The organism is Castellaniella sp. FW104-7C03 (genome assembly GCF_040276085.1).
GTDB lineage: Bacteria > Pseudomonadota > Gammaproteobacteria > Burkholderiales > Burkholderiaceae_B > Castellaniella.
On the sequence record NZ_JBELOK010000008.1, the window covers coordinates 81,377 to 94,462 of the forward strand.

Genomic DNA, 13,086 nt, shown 5'->3' on the forward strand with positions numbered 1-13,086 from the left:
TCCCGATAATGACAGGCAATAAAAAACCCTCGCGCTGATGCGTCGCGAGGGTTTTGCTACGGGGCGGCCAAACGGCCACCACGTACTTACTTGGCTGCGTCAACCATATATTGGATGGCTGCCTTGAGCTCTTCGTCGGTGGCTTGTGAGCCACCACGCGGAGGCATGGCACCGACACCCGAAATGGCATTTTTGAGCATGGCATCCAGCCCGGTTTTGACAAACGGGGCCCAGGATTCTTTGTCGCCAAATTTGGGGGCACCTGCCACACCGACAGAGTGGCAGGTGATGCAGACAGATTTGTAGAGCTTCTCGCCAACAGTATTGCCGGCAGAGGCATCAGCTGTTTTAGCGGCCGGCTGGCTATCCACTTTGGCTTCGGCCTTGGCAGTAGCCGCTTCTTCGGGCTTGGCTTCAGCCTTTGTATCGGCTGCAGCAGCCGAAGGTGCGGCGGTGCTGGCAGCGGCTGCGGGTTTGGTGTCAGCCTTGTTGCCCGCGGGTTCTTTGGGCTCGGGGAAATCGGCACCGGAGTGGTTGGTCATGTAGGCCACGGCGCGCGCCACTTCGAAGTCGTCAAGCGAGGAGTTGCCGCCTTTGGGAGGCATGCCGCCAATCCCGTGGATTGCATTTTTGACGAGGTCGTCAAAACCTAGCTTGATGAACGGCGCCCAGGAGTCTTTGTCGCCAAATTTTGGCGCCCCGGCTACGCCGGTGCTGTGGCAGGCCGAACAGGTGGACTTGAAGACTTCTTCGCCGGTTTTGAAAACCTTGGGTGCGTTGGCGTCTACCAGCTTGAACCCCGCCACCGGCTGAATGCGCTTGGCGATGGATTCTTCGGTTTGGGTGTCAGAACCGTAACCAGTACGGATGCTGGAGCCAACGAGGTTGACCAGCAGGATGATCACCGAAATCGGGATCAGAAAAGCCAACACGACAGTGATCAGCAGTTGCTTTGGTGTTTTGATGGCACTTTCGTGACCATGCCCGTGTTCGGCGTGTTCTGGGAGACTCATGATGGGTTCCTGGGATAATGGAATGCGGCCATTGGCCCGGCGCCAGCAATAGTTTGCCGACAGTCTTGTATTACAGGCCTCAACCAATGATTATAACGACAGGCCTGCAACACTGCAGGGATAGGATAAACCCGCTACAATGTGCACCCGCGTATTGCAATGGTACGCGGCTGTTTTTGGCCCTTTTGTCGGCCATCACGTGCGCCTGTAGTTCAATGGATAGAATAGGAGTTTCCGAAGCTTCTGATACAGGTTCGATTCCTGTCGGGCGCGCCATTGATAAGTTCCTAAAGCCAGTACCTGGTCAGTCCTGGGGCATTCGGCGCAACCTTCGTGCGCTGTCGGTCATCCCCTCTGCGATCGATTCGAATATCCGCTCGGGGAACCCATCGGTCAGCTCTGATTGGGTTTGGGCGAGCACTTGCGGCAGGCGTTCCAGGGCCTCGGCGATCAAATCCTCCATGTCGATCCCCCAGCCGCATAAACGCGCCGTATGATTGAAATGTCGCCGCTGGATGTCTTTCCAGCGGTAATGGGGATTCGCGCCCCTGGATGCCATTGCCAGCTTCAAGCGGTGGCGGTCCAGTTCGTTGGGGCCTGTGCCGGTAACGGGCCATGCGGATAGCACATCGTAGAGCGGCGTCAGGTGGTAGCGACCACCCGGCAGGAGAAAGATGGAGAAGTTCTTGGCGTGGCCATCTGTGGCCGCCATCAACCAGAAGAGCAGCTGCGCTAGCAGCAGGGTGCGCAAGTCCTGTTTCCTGGATTCGGACTGCTGCAGGATCTGCGCGATGTCGACCCAGCCGGGGCCTCCATCAGCCTCGTACTTCGCGCCTGGAGGCGTGCCTGTTGCCTGGCAGAAGTCTTCCTGTGGCAGCCGTAGCCAGTATCTCCGTTCGGAGGAGAGGCGGCGGTCAAAGCGCTCCACGACCAGCGCTTTCTGGTCTTCGAAGCGGGCCATCGTGCATCGCGCTGTTGGCAGGTCAAAATTTTGGAGAAGTCGCGTGCAGAGCCATTCATTTTCCACGGAAGTACTCATGTCGGCCTGGCGTCCGCCGACCAGCCCCAGAGGCAGTTTGAAGATATGCGTGGTGGGTGTTGAGCCTATTGGTTTGCACCACTGTCCGTCATGCAGGGTCAGGGCCGTTTTCTCTTGTGCCCCCGCGATGGAAATCCGGAAGTCCTGATCCAGGGCGTCGTGCTGGCCAAGAGCGGCCGGCGCGGCGGTGGTCGCGCGGAGGGTATCTGCGATCTGGCGTTCGCTCAGCGCCTGGGTCTGGATCTCAAACAGGCCTTGTGGCGTCTCTCCGTCCGGCAATAACTGGATTGCTCCCACGCAGTCGCGACCGATAGCCTCCAAAAGGCTGAAGGCTTCTGTGTTCAGGGTCCGAAAACGAGTGTGCAGTCGGCGTCGGACAGCCTCACTGTCGGGCAGCAGGTTGTCGAAGTAGCTGTGTACGACGGCGCCGCGTAGCGGCTGGTTGTCGGCAGTGAATGGCAGTGACAGGGATAAGGCCCGGCCTTGCGGGGATGCGAGCCATTCGAGGTCGTATTGCAGCACGTCTTCGTTCCGGCGGGATATCTGCCAATCGCCTACCCGGATGCCGTTGGCCCATAAGGTCAAACTGCGTGTTTTGGATCGCCTGGCCATGTCTACCACTCGCTGCCATGGGAGGTGTCTTGCGGGCGTTCCTGGAGCAGGAGCTCAAGCCCCAAGATGCCTGACAGTGTCAACAGGCGGTCGACACTCAGGTGCGATGGCTGTTTTTCAAGCTCTGAGAATCGATTCTGGCTAATTCCCAGGCGGGTGGCGATGTCGGACTGCGTGAGGCCCAGCGCCTTGCGTCGCGAGGCCAACATGATGCCCAACTGGGTGCTGGTGGAAAGTTTGGACATGATTTTATCGCTGTGATCGATAAATCAATAATATCGGTTTTGCCGATATTTAACAAGTATCGATTGTGTCGATAAAACGATGTCGATAAAAAGCCCTCATCGTGGTGGCGATGAGGGCGGCCTGCGACAGGTTCGATTCCTGTCGGGCGCGCCATATAAATCAGGTAGCTGAATACCAAGCGCTTTAAAACCGCACGCCAGATGAATATCTGGCGTGGGCAGTGGAGAAAAGTGCCAATCAGGGGACTGGCGATATTCAGCCGGCCTCGTACCAGTCTTTCGAGCGGTTCACCACACGTACGACCAAGAGCATCACCGGCACTTCGACCAGGACGCCGACCACGGTTGCCAGCGCCGCGCCGGAGTGCAGGCCAAACAAACTGATCGCGGCCGCCACGGCCAGTTCGAAGAAGTTGCTGGCACCGATCAGGGCTGAAGGGCAGGCGACAGAGTGCTTTTCTCCGGCGCGCTTGTTCAGCCAGTAGGCCAGCCCGGAATTGAAGAACACTTGAATCAGGATTGGCACGGCCAGCATGGCAATCACAAGTGGCTGCCGACTGATGGCCTCGCCCTGGAAGGCAAACAACAGGACGAGCGTCAGCAGTAATGCGATCATCGACCACGGCCCGATCTTCTGCATGGTCTGGTCAAAGGCGGCCTGTCCCTGCTTGAGAAGATGTCGGCGCAAGAGCTGTCCCAGGATGACTGGAACCACGATGTAGAGTACGACCGAAATCAGCAGCGTGTCCCATGGCACGGTGATTGACGCCATGCCTAACAGCAGGCCGACGATAGGCGCGAAAGCCACGATCATGATGGCGTCGTTCAGGGCCACCTGTGAAAGCGTGAAAAGCGGGTCGCCATTGGTGAGCCGGCTCCACACGAATACCATTGCCGTGCAGGGCGCGGCGGCTAGCAAAATCAGGCCGGCAATATAGCTGTCCAGTTGGTCGGCGGGAAGCAAGGGTGCGAATACCTGGCGGATGAACAACCACCCCAGAAAAGCCATTGAGAAGGGCTTGACGGCCCAATTGATGAACAGTGTTACGCCGATGCCGCGCCAATGCTGTTTAACCTGGTGCAGGGCCCCGAAGTCGATTTTGACCAGCATCGGGATGATCATCACCCAGATCAGCAGGCCGATCGGTAAGTTGACCTGGGCTACTTCCATGTGGCCAATCACTTGGAACACGCCAGGCAGGGCTTGGCCAAGTGCAACGCCAGCGACGATGCACAGGGCTACCCACAGCGTCAGGTAACGCTCGAATCCACTTATTGGGGCCGGGCGCGACTTTGCGACAACGGCTTGTGTGCTGGCACTCATGCTTGCTGCTCGGTCTTGCCGATGTTCGACAGTTCGTGCTTGATGGCTGCTTGGTCAAGCATCTTGAGCGGCAGGCTCACGAACACGCGCACGCGGTTTGTCATGTGCCGGAAGGTCAGATCGAACGCTTTGCGTTTCTCGTCGTCCGTGCCTTGGACGGCAGCAGGGTCTTCAAATCCCCAGTGTGCTGAGATGGGTTGCCCCGGCCATACCGGGCAGATCTCGCCGGCGGCATTGTCGCAGACGGTGATGATGAAGTCCATCTGCGGCGCCTCGGGCGTGGCGAATTCGTCCCAGCTTTTGCTGCGCAGCTTGTCGGTTGGATAGTTCACCGACTGCGCCTTTTCGATGGCAAATGGATTGACCTTGCCGGTTGGGTGGCTGCCAGCGCTGTAGGCGTGGAAGCGACCCTGGCCCATCGTGTTGATGAGCGCTTCGGCCATGATGCTGCGGGCAGAGTTTCCGGTGCAGAGAATGAGGACGTTGTAGGTTCTTTCGGTCATGATGTCTGGCCTTCTGGCAGTGGCTGGGCGGTAATGGCGATGGATGAAAGATCGGTGGCCTGGTTGATGATGCGGCCTGCCGCCTTCCGTTCGGAGTAGCGGTCAGTCAGGGTTTCGCTGTGTGGACGCAGCAGCATCATGAAGCGGCTAGATGGCAGACGATTTGTCGAGTGCCGGCAGGAAATCAGGATCGGGAAGGTTGCGAAGGCTCATGCCGACACCTTTGCGGTATCTGTCGTGCAAGACAGGTCGCATGTCTGGCCGCCACAGCAGTTTTCTGAGAGGAAAGCCACCAGCGCGGCAGCGGTTGAGAAGTTGGCCTCATAGATGACGAAGCGGCCTTCGTGCCGCGGTATAACCATCTCTGGTACGCCGGGAACATTACGCGGCGGCCAGGCAGCAACGTAATTTTTAAGCTCAGGCAGCCAACAGCGCGGCGTGAAACCGCGCGACATAGTTTTCGAAGCTTTCGGCAGGTGCTGCTTCGAGTTCTGCCTGCTCGGCCAAAGAGTCTTGTGCTGCTTTATCGTATTGGGCCAGGGTTTGGGCAGACAGTCCTCTGGCCTGCAAAGCGGCCCAGTGTGCCTGGCTTTGCGCCAGTGTCCATTGATGAAACTCTTGGCCGCTGTCTTGCAAGGCCGTCAGTAGGCGGGCAGAAGGGGTTAGGGAGACATCTTTGACTTTCGCCAATTGCGCCTGTATCGATGCCTGATGTGCGGTACGGGTGGTTTGTTCGTCCAGCAATGCCGCGTAGGGTGCGATGCGAGCCAGGGTTTCGGCTGCCCAGTCGGATAGGGCAATGCTTTGGCCCTCGCGGCTGAGTTGCAGGCCGGGCCGCCGGCCTTCGCGGGCCACCGTTGCAAAATTGCCCTGGCTTTCCTGGCAGGTGCCGGGTGCAGGAAACAACGGGCTGTCTTCAAGTGCACAGAACAGCAAAAAGGCGTCCAGGAACCGGCAGGTGTCTTCGGCAATACCCGCTGGCTCCCAGGGGTCGATATCCATGCAGCGCACTTCGACATACTGGATGCCCCGCTGGTGCAGGATCGTGTTGGGACGTTCGCAGCGCCCGGCTGTTTGCTTGGGCCGAATGGTGGCGTAGTACTCGTTTTCGATCTGCAGGATATTGGTATTGAGCTGGATGCGCTGGCCGTCGCGGTGCGTGCCGATGGCCTCGTAGGCGGGCCAGGGTGTGGTGACCGCTGTGTGGATGCGCGCGGTAAAGGTGTCCAGATCGTTGTAGCAAAGATGCAGCTCTGACTGGCTGGGGTTTTTGTAGCCCAGATCGCTCATGCGCAGGCTGGTGGCCCAGGGCAGGTAATAGGTATCCGGGCTGAGCCTGGAGAGCTGGGACTCAAGCCCGGTGTGCTGCAAAAAGCTGCGTGACATTGCCGGCGATGCGCCAAACAGGTACATCAGCAACCACGAGTGGCGCATGAAGTTGCGGATCAGGCCCATATAGCCGGTGTTGCGGCGTGCCTGGGCAGTGTCGCCCGTGCTGAGGAAGTCCCAGGTGGCTTCCGGCAGAGAAAAGTTGTAGTGCACGCCCGCGATGCATTGCATTATCTTGCCATACCGCCAGGCAAGGCCTTGCCGGTATACATGCTTGAGCATGCCGGTGTTGGATGTGCCATACCAGGCCACCGGGATGTCTGCCTCTGCCGGCAGATGACAGGGCATGGATTGATTCCAGATGGCCTCGTTGGGGTTGCGTAAGGCTACGAAGGTATGGATGTCTCTGAGTTGCCCGACCAGCGCTTCGGTTGAAGGCAAGGGGCTGGTGACCAGCTCGAGCAGGGATTCTGAGTAATCTGTGGTGATGTGGGGGTGGGTAAGTGCGGCACCCAATGCCACTGGATGAGGCGTTTTCGCCAGAGTCCCTTCGCCGTCAACCCGCAGGCCTTCTTTCTCGATGCCGCGGCGGATGCCGAGCAGCAGCTCGGGGTGCGCTGCCAGAAGGCTGCGTCGTTGGGGGGCCTGGGTCATGATAAAGGGTACCGGTTTAGTCTGAATAAGCTGATTTTAGACTGTCTTGCGGGCCGGTGATGAAACCGGCCCGGGTGCTGAATCTGTACTGGCCAGCTCAGTCTAGGCGATCATACGAGAATAGTTTTCGGCGTAACCCCAGCGCAACGGCGGCCTGGCGCGAGCGCACCCCGAGCTTCCCACAGACATTGGTGAGGTGGAAGTTTGCCGTGCGAGCAGAAATGCCGAGGATGCTGCCCATTTCCTGGCTGGTTTTCCCGTGTGACGCCCAGTACAGGCACTGCCTCTCTCGCTCAGACAACTTGGGTAACGACGACTTTCTCATGGTCTCTCCGCTATATGGCGCAATCTGCGCTCTGTTTATTTAAACGTGAGAAAATGTATCATGTCATTGCAAATATTCAGCGCCTCCATCTGTCGTTTTTGTCGCGTTTTTCTGCGCTAGATCAAATGGATGCCAAATAATTTTGGAAGTGCCCCGGATGGTTGACATGTGGCCCGGTGAAAAGTGCTGTCCAGGTTGCGGCTGGCTGCCTTGACACCTGTAAAAGGACTCTTTTTCAGGAAGTGCTGCTCGCTATAGGGTGGTGCTTAATCATGGGCGGGCGTGGTGCTAGAATAAAACCTGTCTTGGCGCCGATTTGCCTGATCCGCTTGCGGGCGCCCCATAAATCCAGCTAAAGAGGTCCCGATGACCACCATTGCCCTTTCCGCTGATTCCGTAGGCACGGCATCCGCACCCCAATCCGGCCAGCCTCCTGTTCCCACAGGCAGCGTCGGTTATGTATCGCCCCAATTTCTAACCTTCAACGAGCCTCTCACACTGGCCAGTGGCCAGGTGCTGCCCTCGTATACGCTGGCAGTGGAAACCTATGGGCAGCTCAATGCGCAACGTAACAATGCAGTACTGGTATGCCATGCGCTTAATGCCTCGCATCATGTGGCCGGGATCGACGCTGCGCCACCTCATCAGACGGGTTGGTGGGACAACATGGTGGGCCCCGGCAAGGCGGTGGATACCAATCGCTTCTTTGTCATTGGCGTCAATAATCTGGGCTCGTGCTTTGGTTCGACAGGCCCCACTACCGTCAATCCAGCCACCGGTCAGCCGTGGGGTGCGTCGTTTCCGCTACTGACTGTCGAAGACTGGGTACATGCCCAAGTACGGGTGGCCGATCACTTCAGGATTCAACGCTTCGCCGCCGTGATGGGCGGATCCCTGGGCGGGATGCAGGCCCTGAGCTGGGCAATTACTTGCCCGGATCGTGTGGGAGACTGCATTGTGGTGGCCAGTACGGCCGGCCTTACCGCACAGAACATCGCTTTCAACGAGGTCGCGCGTCGCGCCATCCTGACGGATCCCGATTTCAGGCAGGGCGACTACGCTGCCCAGGGTGTGGTGCCGCTAAATGGCTTGTCTGTGGCCCGGATGGTGGGGCATATCACCTACCAGTCTGACGAAGTCATGGCCTCGAAGTTTGGCCGATCCCAGCGGGCGCCGGGGCCGGATGGCGATTATCGCTATAACTACGATGTCGAGTTTGAGGTCGAATCCTATCTGCGGCATCAGGGCGAGAAGTTCTCGCGGTATTTTGATGCCAATACCTATTTGTTGCTTACCCGGGCCCTCGATTATTTTGATCCGGCGCGGGCTCATGGAGGCGATCTCGCCAAGGCATTGGCGCCTGCGCAGGCGCGTTTTTTGCTGGTATCGTTCACCACCGATTGGCGTTTCGCCCCAGAGCACTCCCGCGAGATGGTGCGGGCCCTGCTCAAAAATCAGCGCGAAGTCACCTACGCCGAGATCGACGCACCGCATGGTCATGATGCTTTCCTGCTCGGAGACGTGCGTTATCACGCGATTGTCCAGGGCTACTACGACCAAATCGCACAGCGCCTGGGTTTGGGCGAAAGGTGTGAAACCACCGGGGTTTTGGCATGAAATCAGCTGTGGCTCAAGCAGACCCACACAACAATCGGCCTGCAGCCGTTTCTCAAAGCGGTACACCGCGTATCGATCTGCTGCGCATTGCCTCCTGGATTGAGCCCGGCAGCCGGGTGCTGGATCTGGGTTGCGCCGACGGGCATCTGCTTGAGTATCTGCAAAACACCCGTCAGGTAAAGGGTGCCGGGGTCGAAATCGACGACCAGCAAGTGATTGCAGCGGTGCGGCGCGGCGTACGGGTGATCCAGCAAAACCTCGAAGAAGGCCTGGCGCTGTTTGATGACCAGCAGTTTGATACGGTGGTGTTGTCGCAAACACTGCAGTCGATGCATCACACAGAACATATCCTGCGCGAAATGGCCAGGGTGGCCCGCTATGGCATTGTGTCGTTCCCCAATTTTGGATACTGGCCGCACGGCTGGTCGATTTTGCGCGGGCGCATGCCGGTCAACGACCAGATGCCCTACCAGTGGTACAACACGCCCAATATCCATTTGTGCACGTTGCGCGACTTCCAGCAGCTGGCCGCACAACTGGGCTTGCGTATTACGGATTTGGCCGCCTTCCGGGGAGAAACCGAGATCCACTGGCTGCGCAGCTGGCGCAGCACACTGGCCGTTTATCGATTTGAGTCGCCCATGGACAGGCAAGGATGACGAAAGGCTGGCGTGTATATGGTCAGCGGCGGGTTGCACCCTTGCTGGTCCTGGGGTTTGCCAGCGGCTTGCCCCTGGCACTGACGTCAGGCACGCTGCAAGCCTGGGCCACGGTAGAACAAGTGTCCCTGCAAAGTATTGGTTTTCTCACGCTTGCCGGCACAGCCTACACCCTGAAGTTTCTTTGGGCGCCACTGGTGGATCGCTATGCGCCACCCGGGCTGGGGCGGCGGCGTGGCTGGGTGTTTCTTATGCAGTGGTTGCTGGCTGCATCGATTGCTGCCATGGGGTTTTTTGCCCCTGGCTCGCAACTGGAAGTTCTGGCGTTGCTGGCAGTATGGGTGGCGTTTTTGTCTGCCACTCAGGATATCGCTTTTGATGCCTACAGCACCGATGTCCTGCGCACAGACGAGCGTGCGGCCGGCGCAGCACTGAAAGTAATGGGGTATCGGCTGGCGATGGTGGTGTCCGGTGGCTTGGCCCTGATCATGGCTGATCAGTGGCTGGGGTGGGGACGCACCTATATGGTGATGGGTGTGCTGATGGCCATCTCCTCACTGGCAACCCTCTGGGCGCCCGAGCCCGAGCGTGTCACCCAGGCACCCAGAAGCCTGCAACTGGCAGTGGTGGAACCCTTGCGAGAGTTTTTCGGGCGCTCGGGGGCCTGGACGATACTGTTGCTGATTGTGCTATACAAGTTGGGTGATGCCTTTGCGGGCGCGTTGTCTACAACCTTCCTGATTCGCGGTGCCGGTTTTGATGTCACCGAAGTGGGAATGGTGAACAAAGTCTTTGGGCTGGTGGCCACCATCATCGGTGCACTGGCGGGGGGCGGCCTGATGACGCGCTTGGGGCTTTATCGGGCGCTGATGCTGTTTGGTGCCTTGCAGGCAGTCTCCAACTTTGGCTATTGGGTGTTGGCGGTCACGCCGCCGCATCTGTATTCGATGGCTGCGGTGGTGGCTATTGAAAACCTGTGTGGTGGCTTGGGTACGGCCGCATTTGTGGCCCTGTTGATGGCCCTGTGCCAGCAGCAGTTTTCGGCCACCCAGTTTGCGTTGTTGTCAGCGCTGTCTGCGGTGGGCCGCATCTATCTGGCCGGGCCGCTTACACCGGTACTGGTCGAGCATCTGGGGTGGCCAGGGTTTTTCATTATCACCATCGCCATTGCCTTGCCCGGCCTGGCCTTGTTATGGCGCATGCGCGGCCTGATCATGCGGCTTGACGAGCAACAGCCCGCTTAAGGGTGGATGACCGGTTGCGCCGGCAATATGGCTGCAAAATGATCAAAATGGCTGTTCAGCATTGATGGTGTCGGTTTTGTCGATAGATAGAAGTGTCAGATTTATTTAAGCTGTGCCATTTTCCCCTTTGTTTAGATGATGCGCGTTTTGCCGTGCTGCCCGAATCATGCTCTCAAAATTACGTCTGCTCTTTGATCGCTTCACCCTGATATTGATTGCCGTTGTTACGGCAGCCACGCTGTTGCCGGCGCATGGCCAGGGCGCGGTGTTCTTTGAAACGCTCACCGCAGCAGCCATTGCCTTGTTGTTTTTCTTGCATGGGGCCAAGTTGTCGCGTCAGGCCATCATCGCAGGCGCCATGCATTGGCGGCTGCATGGCGTGATTTTCATCTGGACATTTGTGATCTTCCCGCTGCTGGGCTGGGGTTTGCGGCCGGTGTTGGTGCCTTTGCTTGGCGAGCCCCTGTATGTCGGGGTGCTGTACCTGTGTGTCTTGCCGGGCACCGTGCAATCCGCGATTGCCTTCACCTCGATTGCGCGCGGCAACGTGCCTGCAGCCGTATGCGCTGCCTCGGCATCCAGCATTGTGGGGATCGTGATTACGCCGCTGCTATTGCAGCTGCTGCTTAAAACCGATACCTCGGCACTGGACAGCCATTCGCTGTTGCAATCCATTCTGCGCATCGGCCAGCAGATTTTTCTGCCATTTGTCGCCGGGCATCTGATGCGGCCAGTCATCGGCCGTTGGATGGATCGCCATCGCCCACTGATCACTAGTGTGGATCAAAGCTCGATCTTGCTGGTGGTGTACACCGCCTTTAGCGAGTCGGTGGTGGCGGGGCTTTGGCAGCAGGTGGATACGGCCTCGCTGGTGTGGCTTACCATTTGCTGCACGGCCTTGCTGGCGCTGGTGCTGGTGCTTAATACGTGGTCTACCCGCAAACTGGGATTTAACCGGGCAGATGAAATCACCATTGTCTTTTGTGGTTCTAAAAAAAGTATGGCCACGGGTGTGCCGATGGCCGGGGTGCTGTTTAGCGCCAGCGCCATTGGCCCCGTGCTGCTGCCTTTGATGATTTTCCACCAGATCCAGCTGATGGTGTGCGCTGTGTTGGCCCAAAATTATCAGCGCCAGAATGATCTCTCGCGGCAAAAGACGCGCCGGGCTGTGGCCTGAGTGTGCAGGTTCTCGGGTATCTGTGTCACAGTATCCCGGATGCCTGCATCATAGTGCTTTAGCCACCCGTATCCCACCAATAAAAAAGCACCATTCAGGTGGCACCCCGTTTTAACCGGGCGCTACCTGAATGGTGCTTTTTGCTGTGACTGTTTAAGCAGTGGTGTGCAGCAACGTGCCGACAGCACCGGTATTGGCCAGTTGCGGCACGCTGGGTACCGAGTTGACCAGGCTGAGGATGGTGTTGGACTGCCCATCCAGCACTTTACGCAGCAGCACGTTTTGTTTTTCTTGCATCATCGACCAATTTTGCAGGCCAGAGGCAGTGGCCACTGCGCTTTCGACGGAATCTGACATGGGTGGTTTCCAGGTTAGAGGTGCTTAATATGCAAATTCAGTTTGATTGTACAGACTTTGATGCGGCTTTTGTATGTTTATGTATCTGAACAACGGTATTCCACAGTCAGTGGTGCGTGATCGCTGAAGCGCTGGTCTTTATAAACATCAGCCTGCGTGGCGCGGGCTGCCAGCCCCGGCGTGGCGATCTGGTAATCAATGCGCCACCCCACGTTTTTTGCCCAGGCCTGACCACGATTGCTCCACCAGGTGTAGGCCTCGCCCTCAGCCTGTGGATACAGCCCGCGGTAAACATCCACCCAGCCGTGCTGGTCCAGGAGTTGGGTCATCCAGGCACGCTCTTCGGGTAAGAAGCCGCTATTTTTAAGGTTGCCTTTCCAGTTTTTGAGATCAATCTCGTGGTGTGCAATGTTCCAGTCGCCACACACCAGAAACTCGCGGCCAGTGTCGCGGTGCTCTTGCATCAGGGTATCCAGCCACTGCAGGTAGTGATCCAGGAACCGGTATTTGGCGGTTTGACGCTCGTCGCCGCTGGAGCCCGATGGCAGGTAGGCACTGACCACTGTCAGGCCCGGCCAGTCGGCGCGCAAGATACGGCCTTCCGCGTCAAACTCGGGGTTATCCATCCCGATTGTGACGTGGTCCGGGGCCTGGCGGGCATAAAGCCCCACGCCGCTATACCCCTTTTTTTCTGCGTGATGAAAGTATCCCTGGTAGCCCTCGGGGTGGCGCAGTTCGTCGACCAGATCGGCATCCTGGATCTTGATCTCTTGCAGGCAGACGATGTCGGGTTGCCGGGTTTGCAGCCAATCGGCCAGGCCTTTGCGAAAGGCTGAGCGGATGCCATTGGCGTTCAGTGTGGTGATACGTTGCACGGGGGATCCTTCAGGCAAAACAACCAAAAAACGGCCCGCCCTTTGTGGGGGATGGCAGGTCAAGGGTTAATCATAGGCGTAAATAACGGGCGAGTCATAGACGCAAATAACCG

14 protein-coding genes, 1 tRNA gene and 1 riboswitch are annotated in these 13,086 nt (G+C 58.1%); of the genes, 5 read left to right on the forward strand and 10 right to left on the reverse strand.

Translation table 11 applies throughout. From position 1 onward, the window contains the following. Positions 1 to 86 precede the first annotated feature (86 nt). Complete coding sequence (locus ABS758_RS10800; RefSeq protein WP_350382697.1) at positions 87 to 1,013, reverse strand: c-type cytochrome; 927 nt, start codon at positions 1,011 to 1,013, stop codon at positions 87 to 89. A gap of 201 nt (positions 1,014 to 1,214) precedes the next feature. Between ABS758_RS10800 and ABS758_RS10805 the strand changes: the two genes are divergently transcribed. Continuing rightward, positions 1,215 to 1,289, forward strand: a tRNA-Arg gene (locus ABS758_RS10805). Between the two features lie 28 nt (positions 1,290 to 1,317). On the opposite strand, the gene ABS758_RS10810 is transcribed toward ABS758_RS10805, so the two are convergent. The 7 genes from ABS758_RS10810 to ABS758_RS10845 all read right to left on the reverse strand — a co-directional run bounded on the left by ABS758_RS10810 (position 1,318) and on the right by ABS758_RS10845 (position 7,044). Then, a complete protein-coding gene (locus ABS758_RS10810; RefSeq protein WP_350382699.1) occupies positions 1,318 to 2,664 on the reverse strand; it encodes a type II toxin-antitoxin system HipA family toxin in 1,347 nt (448 codons plus the stop codon). 2 nt (positions 2,665 to 2,666) lie between these two features. After that, a complete protein-coding gene (locus ABS758_RS10815) occupies positions 2,667 to 2,909 on the reverse strand; it encodes a helix-turn-helix domain-containing protein (protein WP_350382701.1) in 243 nt (80 codons plus the stop codon). Positions 2,910 to 3,165: 256 nt separating this feature from the next. Beyond that, the gene (arsB, locus tag ABS758_RS10820; protein ID WP_350382702.1) at positions 3,166 to 4,233 is read right to left on the reverse strand and encodes an ACR3 family arsenite efflux transporter; all 1,068 of its coding nucleotides are present in this window, start codon (positions 4,231 to 4,233) and stop codon (positions 3,166 to 3,168) included. Beyond that, positions 4,230 to 4,736, reverse strand: coding sequence for an arsenate reductase ArsC (locus ABS758_RS10825; RefSeq protein ID WP_350382703.1), 507 nt, complete (start codon positions 4,734 to 4,736; stop codon positions 4,230 to 4,232). The genes arsB and ABS758_RS10825 overlap by 4 nt, the downstream gene beginning before the upstream one ends. Then, positions 4,733 to 4,876, reverse strand: a complete 144-nt coding sequence (locus ABS758_RS10830; protein WP_350382704.1) for a hypothetical protein — start codon at positions 4,874 to 4,876, stop codon at positions 4,733 to 4,735. The genes ABS758_RS10825 and ABS758_RS10830 overlap by 4 nt, the downstream gene beginning before the upstream one ends. Before the next feature lie 277 nt (positions 4,877 to 5,153). Continuing rightward, positions 5,154 to 6,719, reverse strand: coding sequence for a glutamate--cysteine ligase (gene gshA, locus ABS758_RS10840; RefSeq protein WP_350382706.1), 1,566 nt, complete (start codon positions 6,717 to 6,719; stop codon positions 5,154 to 5,156). Between the two features lie 97 nt (positions 6,720 to 6,816). Next, positions 6,817 to 7,044: a LuxR C-terminal-related transcriptional regulator gene (locus ABS758_RS10845; RefSeq protein ID WP_350382708.1), complete on the reverse strand. Its 228-nt coding sequence runs from the start codon at positions 7,042 to 7,044 to the stop codon at positions 6,817 to 6,819. A 298-nt stretch (positions 7,045 to 7,342) separates the two neighbouring features. Continuing rightward, positions 7,343 to 7,421, forward strand: a riboswitch (SAM riboswitch). Between ABS758_RS10845 and metX the strand changes: the two genes are divergently transcribed. The 4 genes from metX (at position 7,411) to ABS758_RS10865 (ending at position 11,741) form a co-directional block, all read left to right on the forward strand. Continuing rightward, the gene (gene metX, locus ABS758_RS10850) at positions 7,411 to 8,661 is read left to right on the forward strand and encodes a homoserine O-succinyltransferase MetX (RefSeq protein ID WP_350382710.1); all 1,251 of its coding nucleotides are present in this window, start codon (positions 7,411 to 7,413) and stop codon (positions 8,659 to 8,661) included. It overlaps the preceding riboswitch by 11 nt. Next, entirely contained in the window at positions 8,658 to 9,320 is a 663-nt protein-coding gene (gene metW / locus ABS758_RS10855; protein WP_350382712.1) for a methionine biosynthesis protein MetW, read from the forward strand. The genes metX and metW overlap by 4 nt, the downstream gene beginning before the upstream one ends. Further along, a complete protein-coding gene (locus tag ABS758_RS10860; RefSeq protein WP_350382714.1) occupies positions 9,317 to 10,564 on the forward strand; it encodes a muropeptide transporter in 1,248 nt (415 codons plus the stop codon). The genes metW and ABS758_RS10860 overlap by 4 nt, the downstream gene beginning before the upstream one ends. Before the next feature lie 166 nt (positions 10,565 to 10,730). Continuing rightward, complete coding sequence (locus tag ABS758_RS10865; protein WP_350382715.1) at positions 10,731 to 11,741, forward strand: bile acid:sodium symporter family protein; 1,011 nt, start codon at positions 10,731 to 10,733, stop codon at positions 11,739 to 11,741. 153 nt (positions 11,742 to 11,894) lie between these two features. Here ABS758_RS10865 and ABS758_RS10870 read toward each other — a convergent pair whose 3' ends face one another. Together ABS758_RS10870 and ABS758_RS10875 are read right to left on the reverse strand one after the other, a co-directional pair. Continuing rightward, positions 11,895 to 12,098, reverse strand: coding sequence for a hypothetical protein (locus tag ABS758_RS10870; protein WP_350382716.1), 204 nt, complete (start codon positions 12,096 to 12,098; stop codon positions 11,895 to 11,897). 77 nt (positions 12,099 to 12,175) lie between these two features. Then, positions 12,176 to 12,973 (reverse strand): exodeoxyribonuclease III, encoded by a 798-nt coding sequence (locus tag ABS758_RS10875; RefSeq protein WP_350382718.1) that lies wholly within the window; start codon positions 12,971 to 12,973, stop codon positions 12,176 to 12,178. Positions 12,974 to 13,086: the final 113 nt, after the last annotated feature.